17 protein-coding genes are annotated in these 18,226 nt (G+C 31.9%); 11 read left to right on the top strand and 6 right to left on the bottom strand.

Going from position 1 to position 18,226, the window contains the following annotated elements; all coding sequences use genetic code 11:
- Both CUEA01_RS21010 and CUEA01_RS21005 read right to left on the bottom strand, forming a co-directional pair.
- Complete coding sequence (locus tag CUEA01_RS21010; RefSeq protein ID WP_234123977.1) at positions 1-831, bottom strand: FAD binding domain-containing protein; 831 nt, start codon at positions 829-831, stop codon at positions 1-3.
- The gene (locus tag CUEA01_RS21005; RefSeq protein WP_234123975.1) at positions 818-3,163 is read right to left on the bottom strand and encodes a xanthine dehydrogenase family protein molybdopterin-binding subunit; all 2,346 of its coding nucleotides are present in this window, start codon (positions 3,161-3,163) and stop codon (positions 818-820) included. The genes CUEA01_RS21010 and CUEA01_RS21005 overlap by 14 nt, the downstream gene beginning before the upstream one ends.
- A gap of 142 nt (positions 3,164-3,305) precedes the next feature.
- Between CUEA01_RS21005 and CUEA01_RS21000 the strand changes: the two genes are divergently transcribed.
- Positions 3,306-3,974 (top strand): hypothetical protein, encoded by a 669-nt coding sequence (locus CUEA01_RS21000; RefSeq protein WP_234123973.1) that lies wholly within the window; start codon positions 3,306-3,308, stop codon positions 3,972-3,974.
- Positions 3,971-4,432, top strand: a complete 462-nt coding sequence (locus tag CUEA01_RS20995) for a nucleoside-triphosphatase (protein ID WP_234123971.1) — start codon at positions 3,971-3,973, stop codon at positions 4,430-4,432. Before CUEA01_RS21000 ends, CUEA01_RS20995 begins: the two co-directional genes overlap by 4 nt.
- Before the next feature lie 292 nt (positions 4,433-4,724).
- Here the strand turns inward: CUEA01_RS20995 and CUEA01_RS20990 are convergent, their stop codons facing one another.
- The gene (locus CUEA01_RS20990; RefSeq protein ID WP_234123969.1) at positions 4,725-5,582 is read right to left on the bottom strand and encodes an FUSC family protein; all 858 of its coding nucleotides are present in this window, start codon (positions 5,580-5,582) and stop codon (positions 4,725-4,727) included.
- A 137-nt stretch (positions 5,583-5,719) separates the two neighbouring features.
- Between CUEA01_RS20990 and CUEA01_RS20985 the strand changes: the two genes are divergently transcribed.
- The 5 genes from CUEA01_RS20985 (at position 5,720) to CUEA01_RS20965 (ending at position 9,403) form a co-directional block, all read left to right on the top strand.
- Positions 5,720-6,286: a nucleotidyltransferase family protein gene (locus CUEA01_RS20985; RefSeq protein WP_234123967.1), complete on the top strand. Its 567-nt coding sequence runs from the start codon at positions 5,720-5,722 to the stop codon at positions 6,284-6,286.
- A gap of 283 nt (positions 6,287-6,569) precedes the next feature.
- Positions 6,570-6,743, top strand: coding sequence for a hypothetical protein (locus tag CUEA01_RS20980; RefSeq protein ID WP_234123965.1), 174 nt, complete (start codon positions 6,570-6,572; stop codon positions 6,741-6,743).
- A 12-nt stretch (positions 6,744-6,755) separates the two neighbouring features.
- Positions 6,756-7,511, top strand: a complete 756-nt coding sequence (locus CUEA01_RS20975; RefSeq protein ID WP_234123963.1) for a helix-turn-helix transcriptional regulator — start codon at positions 6,756-6,758, stop codon at positions 7,509-7,511.
- Positions 7,512-7,922: 411 nt separating this feature from the next.
- Positions 7,923-9,218: a helix-turn-helix domain-containing protein gene (locus CUEA01_RS20970; protein WP_234123961.1), complete on the top strand. Its 1,296-nt coding sequence runs from the start codon at positions 7,923-7,925 to the stop codon at positions 9,216-9,218.
- A 20-nt stretch (positions 9,219-9,238) separates the two neighbouring features.
- Entirely contained in the window at positions 9,239-9,403 is a 165-nt protein-coding gene (locus CUEA01_RS20965; RefSeq protein ID WP_234123958.1) for a hypothetical protein, read from the top strand.
- Between the two features lie 152 nt (positions 9,404-9,555).
- On the opposite strand, the gene CUEA01_RS20960 is transcribed toward CUEA01_RS20965, so the two are convergent.
- Both CUEA01_RS20960 and CUEA01_RS20955 read right to left on the bottom strand, forming a co-directional pair.
- Positions 9,556-10,590, bottom strand: a complete 1,035-nt coding sequence (locus tag CUEA01_RS20960; protein WP_234123956.1) for an epoxyqueuosine reductase — start codon at positions 10,588-10,590, stop codon at positions 9,556-9,558.
- Between the two features lie 14 nt (positions 10,591-10,604).
- The gene (locus tag CUEA01_RS20955) at positions 10,605-11,783 is read right to left on the bottom strand and encodes an acetyl-CoA C-acetyltransferase (RefSeq protein ID WP_234123954.1); all 1,179 of its coding nucleotides are present in this window, start codon (positions 11,781-11,783) and stop codon (positions 10,605-10,607) included.
- 294 nt (positions 11,784-12,077) lie between these two features.
- Here CUEA01_RS20955 and CUEA01_RS20950 point away from each other — a divergent pair, with 294 nt between their 5' ends.
- Positions 12,078-13,349, top strand: coding sequence for an IS110 family RNA-guided transposase (locus CUEA01_RS20950; protein ID WP_456237148.1), 1,272 nt, complete (start codon positions 12,078-12,080; stop codon positions 13,347-13,349).
- A 256-nt stretch (positions 13,350-13,605) separates the two neighbouring features.
- Here the strand turns inward: CUEA01_RS20950 and CUEA01_RS20945 are convergent, their stop codons facing one another.
- A complete protein-coding gene (locus tag CUEA01_RS20945) occupies positions 13,606-14,202 on the bottom strand; it encodes a TetR/AcrR family transcriptional regulator (RefSeq protein WP_234123952.1) in 597 nt (198 codons plus the stop codon).
- Positions 14,203-14,368: 166 nt separating this feature from the next.
- Between CUEA01_RS20945 and CUEA01_RS20940 the strand changes: the two genes are divergently transcribed.
- The 3 genes from CUEA01_RS20940 (at position 14,369) to glgB (ending at position 18,076) form a co-directional block, all read left to right on the top strand.
- On the top strand, positions 14,369-15,565 hold the full coding sequence (locus CUEA01_RS20940) for an MFS transporter (RefSeq protein ID WP_234123950.1): 1,197 nt from the start codon (positions 14,369-14,371) through the stop codon (positions 15,563-15,565).
- Complete coding sequence (locus CUEA01_RS20935) at positions 15,558-16,196, top strand: TetR/AcrR family transcriptional regulator (protein WP_234123948.1); 639 nt, start codon at positions 15,558-15,560, stop codon at positions 16,194-16,196. The genes CUEA01_RS20940 and CUEA01_RS20935 overlap by 8 nt, the downstream gene beginning before the upstream one ends.
- 71 nt (positions 16,197-16,267) lie before the next feature.
- Complete coding sequence (glgB, locus tag CUEA01_RS20930; RefSeq protein WP_234123947.1) at positions 16,268-18,076, top strand: 1,4-alpha-glucan branching protein GlgB; 1,809 nt, start codon at positions 16,268-16,270, stop codon at positions 18,074-18,076.
- Positions 18,077-18,226 lie beyond the last annotated feature (150 nt).

The following is an 18,226-nucleotide window of genomic DNA, read 5'->3' as shown; positions in this document are numbered from 1 at the left end:
CTATCCCTCCAATTTTTTTAAAACTTCTATAAGCATTCTTTGCAAAATGAATTTTCTAAAATCAGCTGATCCACTTAAGTCAGTTAGTATTGAACCTGGTATGTTATCTATGGCATTGTTAATCTTTGCTTTGTTTTGAAGCTCAGGGTCATTTAAATAATTTTCAATTAAAGATGATCTAAATGGGTAGCTGCAAAGGCCACTAAATGCTATGTTTATCCCGTTACTGGCTTTAAGCGCTGCAAGTGTAATTAGAGGGTAGTCTATTTTATCACTTTTAGTTCTTTTTACATGGCAATATGGTAAAGAAAGAAAATAATCATCTATTAGTATGTTTACTATGAATTCACCGCAGTTTAGTTTAATTCTTTTATCAAAAATATCTTTTAATAGCACTTGTTTTGTTCCATTTGGACTTGCTATAATCGCTTCACTGTTAGATACTAAAAGAGGTAATACGGCTTCACGGTATATAATTGTACCTGCTATATTTCCGCCAAGTGTTATTTTATCTTGCATGGTATGATCTGCAATTCTTTGTACTGTTAAGGCTAGTAAAGGAAATAAATTTGCTTCAGCAATTTGAGTAAGAGTAACGGCGGACCCAATAATAAGCTTATTGTTTTTTAATTCTTGAACATTACATTCTGAAATGCCCTTTATATCGATGACGGCTTCAGTATATACATTGTAAGTTCTTGCCATGCTTATGATTTCAGTTCCGCCGCCATAATACAAAGGCTTTTTTTCTTTATTGCTTAAATCTAAGTATAATTTTGTGGCTTCTTCAATTGTATCAGGTTTATAATATTCAAAATCAAAGGGTATCATAATTTCCTCCAGTTTTTGTCTTCCAAATTGTTTCTGGTGTTATGGGAAGATTATCAAATTCACATTGAGTTGCTTTTGATATAGCGTTTGAAAATGCAGCTGGAATTGCTATTATTCCATGTTCTGCAAGACCACGCGCCCCAAAGGGTGCATCAATTTGTGGCGTTTCAATAAAGTCTACTATGTATTCAGGATTTTCACCAAATCGCATTGGTTTATAAGTTCTAAATGTAGTAGTTTGAAGTTTAGCATCAGCATCGTATTCAAAGGCTTCTCTAGTGGCTATTCCAAACCCCATATTTACTCCACCCATTATGAGGCCTTTTGAAGTTTTTGGGTTAAGTACTTTGCCTGCATCTATGACTGTAATGGCTTTTAAGAGTCTATATGTAAAATTCTTAGGATCATACTCTATTTCCACTGCTTGAGCTCCTACAGTCCAGGCTGGACCAGGTTTTCCTTTTCCGGTTTCCTCATCTATATCAGTAATATGGCTCATTATAAAGCTTCCACGGCCAAGTATTTGCCCATCAACTGCAAGCCCATTTGCTAATTTATATCCCCTAGCTAAATCTTTAAAAGAAACATATATTTCTGGATCCTGCCTTAAATACACTTTTTCTTCTTCAATATCTAAATCTTCTGGAGGGGATTTCATAACAGTAGCAGCTACACTTTTTAGTTGGCGTATAAGATCCTCCGCAGCCCTAAGAGTAGCTCTTCCAGCCATAAATGTCGACATGCTTGCAACAGTTTTCCAGTGTTCTGGTGAAACTTGAGTATCCACGCCCATAAATACATGAATTCTTGATACATCCATTTTTAATTTTTCAGCAAGGATTTGAGCTAAAGTAGTTTTTGTACTGGGACCAATTTCAACGGTTCCAGAATTGAGATTTAAACTTCCATCTGTGTTAAATGTTAGAAAAACACCTGAAACTGCATTTGTTGGTGAATCTGAGGTTTTCCAAAAACAAGCCATTCCCTTTGCTTTTATCATGCCATTTTTTGTTTTTAATACTTGACCTTTCTGCCATTTTGATAAATCTTTTAATTTTTTTAGACAAGCTGATAAATTACCTATGTTGCTTATAGTTGTTTTAACTTGTGTAGCTGTATACTCACCAGGTTTTATGGCATTTCTAATTCTTATTTCTAATGGATCAATACCAAGCTTTTCTGCTAATTTATCCATCAATCTTTCCATGCAAAAGGTATATTCTGTATGACCAAATCCACGAAAAGAGGTTGTATAAGTATGATTTGTGTAAACACATATGGAATCACACCATATGTTATCAATATTATATGGTCCTGAACAATCAACTGCTATTGCCTTAGCTATACGAGGACTACTATCAGTGTAGGCACCACTGTCAACCATGTACTTAGCCTCTAGAACTTTGATAATTCCATTTTTAGTTGCACCTATTTTTAAACTTGCTTCAAGACCTATTTTACAAGGTGAAGTTTTAATATCTTCTTCTCTTGAATTTGATATTTTAACTAATCTACCATTAACAGCTTTTGAAGCAATATATGCAAGAACTTCTAGGGCAATAGCTGCCTTTCCACCAAAACCGCCACCTACAAAAGGTACCTTAACGATGATATTCCCTTCAGGTATATTATAATATTTACTTAAAAGAGTTTTTACGGAATATGGTGCTTGAGAAGATGTATAAATTATCACTCTTCCATCAGTCATAATTTGCGCTTTGGCAGTTCTAGTTTCCATTGCAATATGGTCGGATTGTGGGAGAGAAAAGTTTCCTTCTGCAGTAACTTCGCTTTCTGACCAGCCTTTTGTCATATCACCTTTCCTTATTTGAATTCTATCTGAAATATTTGTGCCTTTTTCAGGATACACATCATGCACCGCATGTTTATATTGCATTAAATTTTCATGTATAAGAATTGCATTTGGCTTTAAGGCATCGTTTATTGAATTAACAACAGGGAGAGGTGTGTATTTTATATTTATTAGTTTTATAGCTTTCATTGCTTCTTGTTCGCTGTTTGCAACAACTATTGCCACTGGTTCGCCGTAGTAGCGAACTTTATCTCGTGCTATAGGGGGTCTATCTTTTATTACTGATCCGCATAGTGTAGGAAAGGAATCTCCTGTTAATATTGTTTGGATACCAGATGCTTTTTTGGCTGCGGATATATCTATTGCTTCAATTTTTGCATGTGCATAACGGCTTGTGAGTATCTTTGCGTGCAAAGTTCCTGGAAGTAGTGAATCATCAGTGTATTTTGCTGCTCCCGTAACTTTATCAAAAGCTTCTTTTCTTGGTATGCTTATTCCAATTCTTATTAAGTTGCTCAACTGGATTTCCTCCTTACTATATAAAAATAATATATATATTATTTTTGCCAATTAGGAAATAAGTATACAGTTTATTTTAAAGGTTATAAAAATTGAATTAAAAAAATAAAATATAAAGAATATTTTATTTTGGAGGATTTATATGATTGATTGGTTATTAAAATTACGTAAGAAGGAGAAACTTTGGAGAAATTTTTGTGCTGTTGTGTTTTGGGGGTCTATTTGGGGGATAGTTGAAGCTACACTTGGATACTTATTACATCGAATGAACCTAAGTGTTGGTTTTTTGATATGGTTTCCTCTTGCTTTTTATTTTTTAAATAAGATTTATAAGAAAACAGGAGAGGCTTGGTGCGTACTTTACGGAGGCTTGGTTGCAGCAGCAATAAAACTTACTGATTTGTTTATTGAGCCTAATGTTATTAAAGTTGTTAACCCGTCTGCTTCTATAATTTTTGAGGCTGCATCACTGCTTGCCTTGTATAAGATAATGGAAAGAAGGAATAAGAAGGCAGGAATTTTAGGTATAGCAGGAGTAAATGTTGCTTGGAGAGCAATTTTTTTAACATATGTTTTTTTGTTTATGCCAAGAGCAGTTATAGCCACCTCACAGCTTAGGGCATTAAATCCATTTTTACAATTCATGATACTTGAAAGTGCCGCAAACACAATCATTATTGAAGTGTATCTAATAGCAACAGAAAGATTTTCAAAAAAACAGGTAGAGGGGAAACAAGGCAGTATAGGCATAAAAATTGCTTTATCACTTGCAATGTTTTTATTTGCAATAATGATTAATAGATGCTTATGATTAATATAATTACCGGCAGCATTAATTCAGGAAAGTCAACGAAACTTGTTTATATTTACAAAAGTTTAGGCAAGGGAGACGGATTTTTTAATAAGAAGATATATAATAGAAATTCTTATATAGGACAGAAAATTGTAAGATTATCAACTGGTGAAAGCATAATATGGTCCTTAAAAGAAAAACGCCCAGACTTCTGGCAAGAGGAATACAACTATCAAACTTATAGTTTTTCCAAGGAGGCATTAAAGTTTGCCGAACAAATAATTAATTCACTGATTGAATCTAAAGAACCAATATTTATAGATGAAATTGGCCCTTTAGAACTTGAAAACAAGGGTTTCCACAAGTTGTTTCAGCGCTGTCTTATATTAAATAAGGAGTTATATGTTGTTATACGAAGAAGTTGTCTTAAGAGAATACTTGATAAATACAAGATAAAGAATTATAGAATTATGTAGGGCTACTTATATTACCTAAGAAATATTAATTGCAAATACTAAATTTATATTTATAAATTACAATTTGAATCAGAGTAGAGAGTAAAGAGTAGAGAGTAGAGTGATGGTTGATTTTTCTCCGCTATCGCTACAAAAAATCTCAAAACTTATTTTTTATTGCTGCGCAATAGCGCCATACATGGCGCTCAGCGAAGCTGACAACATTTAAGTTTAAGATTTACCTGAGAGAAGCGAAAGGTAAATCATCCTTCACTCTACTCTCTACTCTTGTTTCTGCTCGACAAATTGTAATTTATAGGTTTACATTTTGAATTGTTTTTAAAAGTTTTTCAAGATGATAGTTGTAAACTATACCAACTTCACTATTTTCGTATTTCTTATAATGAATTTCTTTAGAAAAAATTTTATTTATCATTTCTGAGTTTTCGGCATTTGGCGAGCCTGTGCTATCAATTGAATTTATAGTATTGAGTTCATCATATGCACATTTTAAATTTTCATAAATTGACGCCATTTCCTGTGATTTTATTTTCCAAGCTCTTTTAAAATGAATTTGATCTTTATAGATTGTCACCAAATCTTTAATGTTATTTATCTGTTTATATAGTGGCTCGATTTTAATTTCTACATTGGAAAAAATTTTATAGCTGATTGCTTTTAAAAAGTCATCATACAAAATTCTTGTGTTTTTTATGAATGAGGAATATATAGTTAATGAAAGCGTAAGAGTATTAACAGTAGCTGTAATTGCAATTCCAATAAAGGTATCAAGCAATCTATTAAGGCTGTAAAGCCATACTGTTTCGCCTTTAATTCCAACCATTATTGATACAAATATAAGACAAGCTATTGCAGCTGAGTTTTCCCAATTAATAAACTTGCAGGCATAAATAATTATCATAACTCCAATTCCAGTAAGCAAAGGATTTGTAGGTTCAATTAAAGATAATAAAATGCCAATTATTGCACCTATTGAACTTCCTATCAATCTGTTTCCACTTGCTTTTATAGTATCCTCAAGAGTTGAAGATATTGGCATAACAGCAGGAAGAATAACGAAAAAGGGATATTTAAGGTTAAGTAACTTTGTTGCAATCATACAAAGACACGCCGAAATTCCAGTTCTTAAAGCTTTATTTCCTAAACACATTTACAATCACCATCCTATCTATAGATTTACAACTTGAAACTTGAAATTTTTAATTTTTAAGTTGTATATATATTATATTTTTTGTTTCTTTGGGAAAAATATACACTATTAAATTAAAAGTGTATAGAGGTGGTATAGTGAGTATTGATGGCGTTATATTAGCAGCAGGATTATCCAGCAGGATGGGAAATTATAAAATGACTTTAGAATTAAGGCAAAAGACAATCATAGAAAATTGCATAGAGGCTATATATGATTATTGTTCTAATATCATAGTAGTTGGAGGTTACAATTACAATATGATTTGTGAGGTTTTGAAGCCATATAGAAAAATAACTACTGTTTTAAATGAAAATTATAAGGATGGCATGTTTAGTTCAATAAAAACTGGACTTAAAAATGTTAGAGGAAACCGGTTTTTTATAACGCCAGGTGATTATCCATTGATAAAAAAAGATACCTGTGAAAAAATGATTAAATGCAAGGCAGATATTGTTATACCAGTGTATGACGGAGAAAAAGGTCATCCTGTACTTATAAATAGTAATTTAATAAATGATGTATTGGAAAATGATAAATATGAATCAATGAAGGATTTTATAAACTCGCATAACTTTAAGACTGTTCCAGTAAAAGATAAGGGCATATTGATGGATGCGGATACTCCTGAGGATTACGCTCAAATTAGGATAGAGTGTCAATAGGCGTACTATGGGCGAATATGAAGCTGTCTTCGAATTAATAATTTCAAATGCCAAGTTCAGCTTGTTAAATTACAATTTGTCGAGGAGAAAAATCATCCTTAACTATCAATTATCAACTACAGTGTTCTGAAATATTATTTCTTCATTTTTTGTCTATGTTTTTATTTACATGGACTGTTTTTGTCCTAGATGCAGTTATATAATATACTTATGAAAAAGGAGGGGTAATGAAATAATAAATAGAAATGAGGCTAAAAGTGGAGCTGAGTCAAAAACTTATAGAATGTTAAGTCTATATGAAAGACTAAATAGAGGCGAAGTAAGAAACAAGCAAAATTTAGCAGTAGCATATGGAGTAGACGAAAAGACTATGCAAAGAGACATAAGGGATTTAAACAACTATTTGAGAAGCGACGATAAAAAAGTTTCCAGAATTGTTGTATATAATAAAAGTTAAAAAGGATACGAAATGATTAATCCACAAGGATTCAAATTTTCAGATAAAGATATTTTTGCACTATCAAAAATTATACTTGAATCAAGGGCGTTTTCAAATAATGAACTGAACAAGATATTAGCTATATTAAATTCTCAGTGCGAGGACAATGAGTTATTGAGGAAGATAATTGAAAATGAAAAATTTAATTATGTACCACCAAAACACAATAAAAATATAATTGATTTCATTTGGAAGATTAGTGTCAGCGTGCAAGAGCAAAAGTTAGTACATGCAAAATATCAAAGGCAGGATGGCAGAATTAAAGAGTACAAATTAAAACCATTAGGATTGGTATTTAGTGAATACTATTTTTATTTAGTTGGAGAGATTGTAGTAAAAAATGAAAACTATCCAATTGTATTTAGAGTAGATAGATTTGAAAAATATGACATAACGGAAGAAAAGTTTTCTATGCAATATAAAGATAGATTTGAAGAGGGGGAATTTCATAAGAAGATACAATTTATGTATACTGGAGAATTGAGGAGTATACAATTTAAGTTTTGGGGAGATTCCTTGGAAGCTGTTCTTGATAGATTACCTACTTCAAAAGTAATAAAATATGACGAAAAAGATAATAAGCCAATAATTCAAGCAGAAGTGTATGGTGAGGGAGTTAAAAGGTGGCTTTTATCTCAAAAGGAATTTTTAGAAGTTCTGAAGCCAGAGAGGTATAGAAATGAAATTAAAGACACAATAAGAAAAATGTATGAAATATATAAATAAATTTTTATATAAAAAGGGTTACCTTTTATCAGGAAAGGTAACTTTTTTTATATAGAAATATTTAAAAAGGTACAGAAAGTGTCCACTATACTAAGGTAATATAAGTACATAAATTAGGCCTAATTAAAAACATTTATTAAGGAGGAATTTAGTATGAATATAATAATTTATGGAGTTTCATTTATTTTAGGGGTTGTCATATTTGGATTTTTAAATAGCATTTTTGATATATACTATTTTGGATTTTAATGATAAGGCTATGCTTTAAATAAGTGTGAAAATCAACACTTATTTAAAACATAGCCAATGAAAAAAAATTTATTTACTAAATGCATCAATTCATTTACAATATATTACTTTTGTGGTATTATTAAATAAATATGTTTGGAAAAATGAGGTGGATTTGTAATAATGAAAAAAAGTCGGATAGTAGCGGATGGTGATAAGCTAAAATCAATTAGAAAAAAATATGGCTTAAAACAAGATGAGATTTCTGGAAATGACATAACAAGGAATTTAATAAGTGAAATAGAGACTGGTGCGGCAAATATGACTAAAAAAACGGCAGAAATCATTATAAAAAACTTAAAAGAAATGGCAAGCAAGAAAGGTTTTAAAATTACAGAAACTGTTGAGTACTTAATGGAAAATCAGATTGTACAAGCTACAAAAATACTTGATAATTATATAACGGAATTAAAGAAGTTATTGATATTTAAAGATGACAGCTTTATTGAAACACTTAGAGATGCAAAGAGTTTTTTAGCTGATTGGAATATAAATGAAAAGGCAACTACAATTTATGAAGTGGCAGGGGATTACTTTTATATCAAGAATGAGATGTATGAGAGTATTATGTATTATGAAAAGGCTTTGACAGCCGTAGGAAAATTACGTCCTTCTCAAGAACTATTACAAATTTTTTCAAAGATAACAAAAGCTTATATACATTCGGGTGAGTATAATAAGGCAATTGAAAACACCACATTCGTTATAGAACATTTTGATAACTTATCTTCAGTAGATATAATTGGTTTTAACTACAATCGTGCATGGACTTATTATTTGTTAAAAAAATATGAGTTAGCTTTAGCTGATATTGATAAAATAGAAAAACTACTTAATAAGAATGATACACAAACGTATTTTACCATATTAGACACAAAAGCTATATGCCTAAAAAAAATAGAACGTTATGATGAATCTATAGCCATTTACAGAAGTTTATTAGATGCTTTAAATGACAATCAGTTAGATAAAAAATTGGCATTACACATAAATATAACTGAAGCATATATGGCATTATCTGACCAAGATAGAATTAGTAAAGAGTTTACAATTGTGCAGAGGGAATTGCCTTATTTAAATAGCGATAGTCAATATGAAGCTGATATTTATTTTGAAGTTGCCAAGATATATGAATACTTGGACAAAAAAGAAGAAGCCAGCAAATATTATATTAAGGCTAAGGATGTTTCTAAGAAAAAGAAAAATTATGTTTTACTAAATAGTATACTTTATAAATTGATGAATGTGACAACTATGACTGAGAATGTGGACTTAATAAAAGATGAAGTATTTAAACTGTCTACAAAGCAGGACAAATTAACAGATAAACTTATTTATAAGCTTATGAATTTTTATATTGCGAATAATAATATTGATAGAGTAAAAGAAATAAATAATTTTGCTTTACAGTTCAATTAATATAAAGGGGGAGAAAGTAAATGTTATTAAAAAGAAAGTATAAATTATTAATGTTTTTAGGAGTATTATTTGTATTTTTGGTTGCCTTTGGTGATTTAAACTTATGCAAAATGGCTGGTGAAGTAGGCGGTGGCGTTCTTGAAAGTGTGCAAAAAACTGCATGCGTAGGGCAGCTGTTTATGTAATTCATTTGTATAATTGAAAGCAAACTAACTTATTTTGATGTAAAACTAGCTTAATAGTAAAAAAGGTACGCAGGATTTTTGAGTAGATTGTGATAAAAAACAATCTACTCTTTCATTTCAAGGTCTAAATTTTAGCATAAATACTAAGAAAATTAGTTTAAACAAAGTTCCTCACAAATAGAACAAGCCATTTCACGTATTTTAATATTTTCATGATTGCAGGAATTTATAATAAGTGGTTTATAAATTTCTTTATAGTTGTTACTCATATAACATAATGCATCTACCTTCCATTTCCAAAGATCTTCTGGCGATAAATAGAAAAATTTTGGCTGAATTCTTTCACGATAAAAATTTTCTTCCATATTCAAAATATTCTCTGGCGTTAATGAAGGAGATAAATCTTCAAGACCAGGAAAATCTTCATTGCCTTTCCACTTGCCATTATTCATAGGACAAGCATCCTGGCAAATTTCACAACCGTAAATACAGTTTCCAAAGGTTTTGCTTAATGGTTGCTGTTGCAAGTTGCGTCCACCGCCAAAGGTTGTAAGAAAAGAAATACATTCTGTAGGTGACATAGTATATGGAGCAGAAAGAGATTTTGTAGGGCATGATGCTATGCAGCGGTTACAGGATTTTGGACATTGCACAACATTATTTGTTTCTTTTAACTCCATTTCCCTGTCAGTTAACCAAGCTTCAAGATGAACCCATGAACCAGCTTCTGTATATAAAAAGTTATTTCTACGAATAATTCCAACTCCAGCTTGCAGAGCTGCCCAGCGCATTCCAACTACTCCAAATTTTCGGTCTGTGGCTACTTTTAAACCAAGCCCATGCATATATTTTTCTAATTCACGACTATTCTGATATTCTTTTGTATTTTTATCTATACGTGTATCAAATAAATAGGCTTTAGCTATGAGTCCATTTAATATTTTTGGAACCTTGTATTTCCCATAAGGTACTGTAAGGACTACAACAGATTTTGCCCATGGATATATTTCTTTGGGATTAACTAAACGCTGTTGGCTTTGGTAAAACATTTTTGATTTTGGAATTTTCTCAATACGTTCATTAAATTTTACGGCATATTCATCCATTAAATCGATTGGAATAATGCCACATTTTTCGTAGCCTAGCTCATAAGCCTTTTTTTGAATTATTCCCTCAATTGTATCCATAATAACTATCTCCTTTATTCTCTTTCGACTACAAGAGCTGTTCCTTGACCTCCACCAATGCATAAAGTAGCAAGACCTTTTTTGGCATCTCTTTTTTGCATAGCATAAAGTAGTGTTACTAAAATACGTGCACCAGAAGCACCAATTGGATGTCCAAGTGCTATAGCGCCACCATTAACATTAACTTTGCTCATATCTAAATTTAAATCCCTAGTTACTGCTATGCTTTGAGATGCATATGCCTCATTAGCTTCAATCAAATCTAAATCTTCAGGTTTTAAATTAATTTTATTTAGAGCAGCTTTAGTTGCATAAAATGCACCATATCCCATTATTGATGGGTCTAATCCAGCTGATCCATAAGAACTGATTTTAGCAAGTGGTTTTATTCCTAGAAACTTAGCTTTTTCAGCACTCATTATTACTAAAGCGGCTGCTCCATCATTTAAGCCAGATGCATTTCCAGCTGTTACAGTACCATTTTCTTTAAAAATAGGTTTAAGTTTGCTTAGGGCTTCAATGGTATTTCCGAATCTAGGAAATTCATCTTGCTGAAATACTATTTCACCTTTCTTGGTTTTTACAACTACAGGAACTATTTCATCTTTAAATTCTCCATTTTTAATAGCTCTTTCAGCTTTTTGCTGTGATAAAAGTGAAAATTCATCTTGTTCTTCTCTTGTTATATTCCACTGCTCTGCAACATTTTCCGCAGTCATTCCCATATGATATCCGTTGAAGGCATCCCATAACCCGTCTTTTATCATTTCATCAACGAGTTCATCGTGCCCCATTCTTTTACCCCATCTTTCATTATTAAGTAAATATGGTGCACTAGACATGTTTTCCATACCACCTACTACAATAGTGTCTGCATCTCCAGCTTTTATGATTTGAGCTGCTAAACTTACAGTTCTTAATCCTGAACCACAAACTTTATTAATTGTAAAAGCAGGTATTTCTACAGGCAATCCAGCTTTTACAGCTGCTTGCCTTGCTGGGTTTTGTCCTAATCCTGCTTGAAGTACATTTCCAAAAATAACTTCATTTATAGATTCAGGTTTTATATTAGCTCTTTTAACAGCCTCTTTTATTACGACTGCGCCCAATTCAACTGCTGGTACATCTTTTAAGGTTTTTCCATATGCTCCTATTGCTGTTCTAACGGCACTTACTATTACTACATCTTTCATAATTTATCTCATTCCTTTCGCTTCGCTCAAGGCACAAACAAGTTATGAAAAACTGTTGCACCTATCCTCCATTTGGTATAATATTTTTTATGGAATAGCAATATACTACAGAGCACGGGAGGAGAAGTGGCGAATTTATTTCGACCCCGTATAATTATATGTGCCGTCATCCTTTCAAGCACAAACAAGTGGGACATTGAGCCCGGACTCTTATCATTGGTAATAAACCATGTTTATTTAGTCGTAGGATGACAGTCAATGTTGCTATTTCCTTTTTATTTAGGTGGTGATGTTATTATGAGGCTTATTTACCCCATATGCTGTGGACTTGATGTCCACAAAAATGTTATCGTTGCAACTATTGTCTCTACTGATAAAAATAGAATATCTGAGTACAAACAAAAATCCTTTACTACCATCAACTCTGATATTCAGAAGTTTCACAACTGGCTAATTCAAAATAACTGCAAACATGTCTGTATGGAATCCACTGGTAAGTATTGGATTCCTATTTTTAATTATCTTGAAGCTGACATTGATGTGTGTTTAACACATCCCAAATATGTCAAAGCAATCAAGGGTAAAAAAACAGACAAAAAAGATTCCAAGTGGATTGCTGACCTTTATAAATTTGATTTAGTCAGATGTTCTTTTATTCCACCAAAAGATTTTCGTCAATTGCGTGAGCTGGCTCGCTATCGCTTTAAACTTGTTTGTATGAAATCTTCTGAAAAGAACCGAATTCAAAACTGTATGACTGTCTCAAATATTGGAATTGCAAGTATCTTGTCTGATCCTTTTGGTAGAACAGCAACAGAAATTATGACCTATTTGCTTGTAAACACTTCTGATACTATTGAAGATAAAGCAATTCGCAAACTTATTAAAAAAGGTGCTAATGCAAAATCTGACGAAATTATTAATGCTATCAAAGGGTACAATATAGAAACTGATCAAGCTAAAAAATTAAAACTTGCCAGATCTCATCTTGAATATCTTAATAATATGATTTCTCAAACTGAGATAGAGCTTTACGTACGCATTAAACCTTACTATGAATTTGTAAAATTCATTTCTTCTCTGCCTGGTATTACTGAACTTAGTGCCACAATAATCCTTGCAGAAACTGGTGTTAATATGGCTATCTTTGATGATGCTAAACACCTTTGTTCCTGGTGTGGGCTTTCCCCAGCTAACAATGAATCTGCTGGCAAGAAAAAATCTGTACGCATTGCAAAAGCAGGTGTCTACTTAAAACCTATGATGGTACAGTGTGCTCTTGCTGCAATTAAAAGTAAAAAGCAACCTTACTTTGCAATAAAATATGGACGCATTAAAAAACGTCGTGGACACAAAAAAGCTATTATCGCAATTGCCAGAATGATGATGGTATGCATCTACCACATGATTTCTGAAAAACAATCTTTTACTCCAACTGATTATACGGAATTGATGGATCCGCATTTTAATCAGCAAAAAGTAACTCTAAATGATACAAATGTTTTTGCTTACCTTGAATCTAAAGGATATGACACTTCCTTATTAGTTAAATGCAACGATAACTAATACTAATTTCTTAATACTGTAAAAAACAGGTTTTTAGGAACCTTTAGTTAAAGTCGCCTCAAAATTCAACTTATTTTTCACTCTTTTATTCCTCCTAAAATATATAATAGACTGGTTTGTTTATTTTAATGAAAATATTAAACAGAATTTTTAATTTTTCTTTTCACTCTTTATAGATATACTAGCTCAACTATTAAGATTTATGTGCACTAAAATGCCTATAAGACTGCATTTTGGTACAAATAAATTTTAAGTTTCACAGTGGTTTATCTTTAATCATCTCGAAATCATCATATACTTTTATAAGATCTGTCAGCATCATTCTTAAAGTGTCTATATCTTTACCAATTCGGTAATACACTAGATATCCTTCGTATATTGCCAAAGCACGATTTGATAAAATATGTGCTTTATCTTTAGGTACTCCCGAATATTCAAAAATTGAAGTAAATAAACCTATTAGTTTTTTTAGGGAATTGTAATAACGCTCTGAAAGCTCAGAATCTGAGAAAGCTATTTCTAGTCCTAATACAGCAAAAGGGCAACCATAATGAGTTCCGTTTTCCGCGCCTTCAATCATTTCTCCCATTAGACTTGTTATGAATTCTTTCCAATTTTTTTCTTTTGAATTTCTTAATATCCATCCTCCAAATTTTTTTTCAAAATACTCTGAAACGCTAATAGCTAAATCTTTCTTGCTTGCAAAATGAAAATAAAATGACCCCTTTGGTAAACCTGTACCTGCTAGAATATCATTAATACCAGTGGCATTATAACCATTTTTTAAAAATAAATCTGCAGCACATTCAATAAGTTTAATTTTTGATTGTTCACCTTTATTTGTTTTAGCCATTTTATAATCTCCTTACATTTAAGTTTCTAAATTAATAATAGACCATTCTGTTTATTTTGTCAATTGCTTTTTATAAATTTTGTTATTTACAAATATTAAAAATAATTATAAAATGGTTTACATGGTGAAAACTATTTACACAGTGTAAATGAAGGAGCGATGAGAAATGTCTAATTCAAAGAAAATGATTCCCTTATATATATTAATGGTTAATATATTTATTGCTTTATTAGGACAAGGAATGGTAATGCCTATTTTGCCAGATTATTTAAAGCAATTTAGTGCAGGAGGTTCTGCGGCAGGTTACTTGGTTGCTGTTTTTGGGGCGGCTCAATTTATATTCTCACCAATAGGAGGACAACTTTCAGATAAATATGGAAGGAAAAAGCTGATATTATCAGGTATGTTTCTTACTGTTATTTCTGATTTTATGTTTGCAATATCTCATGAATTAATACTACTATATATAGCAAGATTTATAGGCGGAATTGGTCTTGGACTTATGATACCATCAAATCTTGCATACGTTGCAGATAGTACCACAAAGGAAACTCGTGCAAAGGGTATGGGATATTTTAGTGCTGCTATGAATTTAGGAATGGTGCTTGGACCGGGAATAGGAGGCATGGTAGCTAAATTTGGCATTAGAGTGCCGTATTTTGGTGCGGCTTTTTTAGGATTTATTGCAACCCTATTGACCTTTATATTGCCAGAAACACTTACTGTAGAAAAAAGAAATGAGCTAAAAGCAGTAAAAAAACAAGAATCTGCACTAAAGCAGCTTATACAATCGGTTCATGGTTCTTATTTTAAATATTTAATGCTCATATTTATTATGACCTTTGGTTTACAAAACTATGAAACCGTATATTCTTTGTATGTAAAGCAAAAGTACGGATTTAGCTCTCAGGTTATTTCGGTTATAATTACTTTAGGAGCAATTATTGGAATTGTAGTTCAGGTAGGACTTATTGATAAAGTAATAAGACGTTATGGAGAGTATAAATTAATTAGATTTTCTTTATTTATGTCAGCAGTAGCTCTTGTACTTATGTTAGTGAAAGTAAATTTAATATATCTTTTAGCTGTATGTGCTGTATTTTTTGCTTTTAATTCATTTTTGAGACCAACAGTAAATACCATGCTTTCAAACGAAGCTGGTAATGAGCAGGGATTTGTCTCAGGTCTTAGCAATACATACACTAGTTTAGGAGGCATAATTGGACCTATAATGGCTGGAAATTTGTTTGACAAAAATATAAATTTGCCATATGCTGTAGGTGCTTTTATACTTCTTGGAACTATAGGACTAACTTTTCAAAGAAATAAAACGGATACGAAAGAGGTTTCTCAAAATGAGTGATTCATGGCATGAAAAAGTTAAAAATAAAAATCGTGAAGAAATTATAGAAGCAGGAAAAAAGCTGTTTTTAAAATATAATTTTATTGATGTTAATATTAAAGATATATGTAATGAGGCTTCAATAAGTAGAGTTACTTTTTATAAGCATTTTAAATCAATAGATGAGCTTGTTTTTGAAGTGCAAATCAATATTTTAAAGCACATGATGAAGTTTATACGAAATAATGATAAAGTACAATTAAGTGGCAAGGAAATAATACAGAGAATGCTTTATGCTTGGATAAATTTTGGAAAAGAGCATAAAGCAGAAATGAAGTTTATTTTTTTATTTGATTTCTATTATGGAGTTCATGACATAAATGAAGAATTAAAGTTAAAATATAAAGATTTTGTTTTTGAAGATAACAATTTTTTCAGTGAAGCAATTAACAAGGGAATCGAAGATAAATCTTTGAAGCCAAATTTAAATCCTGTAAAGGTTGGCTGCTGTATTTTTCAAACAATTATGGGTGTGCTTCAAAGAATGAGTTATACTACTTTACCTGTTAAGCACGATGAAGTAACAGATGATGATATTGCAAAGTCGGTTGTAGAAATGATAATAAATTCTATTGAAAATCAAATGAATTGATATTGAATATATGATATAATTACCAGTAAATAGTAATAAAAAATTAAATACGGCACAAAGGGGAATATAATATGATACTTCAAGATTTTTATGATGGCAAGGCATTTGATGCATACGAGTATTTTGGAGCACATAAGGAGAATAGCACATTTACTTTTCGTACATACGCTCCAGCTGCAAGGAAAGTCACGATAATTGGGGAATTTAATGGCTGGCAGGAGCAAGATATGTATCAGGAAGCACAAAGTGGAGTTTTTTCTATAAGTGGAGTTCCTGCAGATTATGGAATGATGTATAAGTACTGCATTTATGGAAATGATGGAAGTAGGCAAGAACATTGTGATCCATACGGATTTTTTATGGAACTAAGACCAGGGGCATGTTCTATAACTACGGACATTAAAAAATATCGTTTTCACGATGAAGAATGGATTCAAAGCCGCAGCGTTAACTATGATAAGCCGCTTAATATATATGAGCTTCATTTAGGCTCTTGGAAAAAGAAATCAGAAGAAGAAACTGGATGGTATTCATATTCTGAAATTGCAAATTTACTAATTGACTATGTTAGGGAAAATGGATATACGCACATTGAGGTTATGCCTATTTCAGAGCATCCCTTTGATGGTTCTTGGGGATACCAAAATACAGGCTTTTTTGCTCCAACTTCAAGATATGGAACACCTGATGAGCTTAAAGAAATGATAGATAAGTTGCATCAGGCTGGCATCGGTGTAATTTTAGATTTTGTGCCAGTTCATTTTGCAGTAGACGGATATGGTTTGAAAAAATATGATGGAACTTGTTTGTACGAGTACCCAAGTGAGGATGTAGGCACAAGTGAATGGGGAAGCTGCAATTTTATATATTCAAGAAGAGAGGTTAGATGCTTTATACAATCATCAGCTAATTATTGGATTAAAGAGTTTCACTTTGATGGACTTAGAATGGATGCAGTAAGTCGTCTTATTTATTGGCAGGGTGATGAAAGCAGGGGAGAAAATGGAGAATCAATAGAATTTCTTAAAGTGATGAATAAAGAATTAAAAAGGCTTCATCCTACAGCCATGATAATTGCGGAGGATTCTTCACATTATGAAGGCGTTACGAAATCAGTTGACATGGGAGGCTTGGGCTTTGATTATAAATGGGATTTAGGTTGGATGCATGATACTTTAGAGTATTTTCAGACAGGTCCAGAATATCGTCCAAGAGATTATCATAAATTGACTTTTTCTATGATGTATTTTTATAATGAAAGATTTATTTTAGCTTTTTCTCATGATGAAGGAGTTCATGGAAAGGCAACGATTCTACAAAAAATGAATGGGCAGTATGATAGCAAATTTCCACAGGCAAGGGCTATGTATTTGTATATGTTAATGCATCCAGGTAAAAAGCTTAATTTTATGGCAAATGAGATAGGGCAGTTAAGGGAATGGGATGAGAAGAGAGAACAAGATTGGGATATTCTTAAATACCCTATTCATGGTGCTTTTCATCAATATATGATAGGCTTAAATAAACTTTATACTTATTATTCAGCGCTGCAGGATGACTATAATATAAATAATTTTAGATGGGCAGATTGCAATCAAAATGATAGCTGCATTTATGCTATTATGCGATTTGGTGCTAAAGCGACTTTGCTTGCAATTTTCAATTTTTCAGACAAAGATTGCACGAGTTATAGTGTACCATTAAAAGAAGGGCAGAAAGCTAAATTGCTACTTAACAGCAATTGGGAGAGATTTAATGGTACGATTTCGCAAAGAAGAAGGATGCACAAAACTGAAAAGAACAATGGACACCCTAAATTAACTGTAAAAATCTCTGCATTTAGTGGAATGCTGTTTGAGATAAAGCAATTGAAACTTTAATATGCATTAAATTAAGCTGTACCAAAATGCCGTTTTCTAGGCATTATGATGCATATTGATTTTGGTAGTTGAAATGGTTTATCTATAGGTTTTACTATACCACACATAAAGTCTTATGAGCGGCTCGTAAAAAAGAATACCTATATTTTT

This window comes from Clostridium hydrogenum, assembly GCF_021432385.1.
Lineage (GTDB): Bacteria > Bacillota > Clostridia > Clostridiales > Clostridiaceae > Clostridium_S > Clostridium_S hydrogenum.
This window is presented reverse-complemented; position numbering and strand designations above follow the sequence as displayed.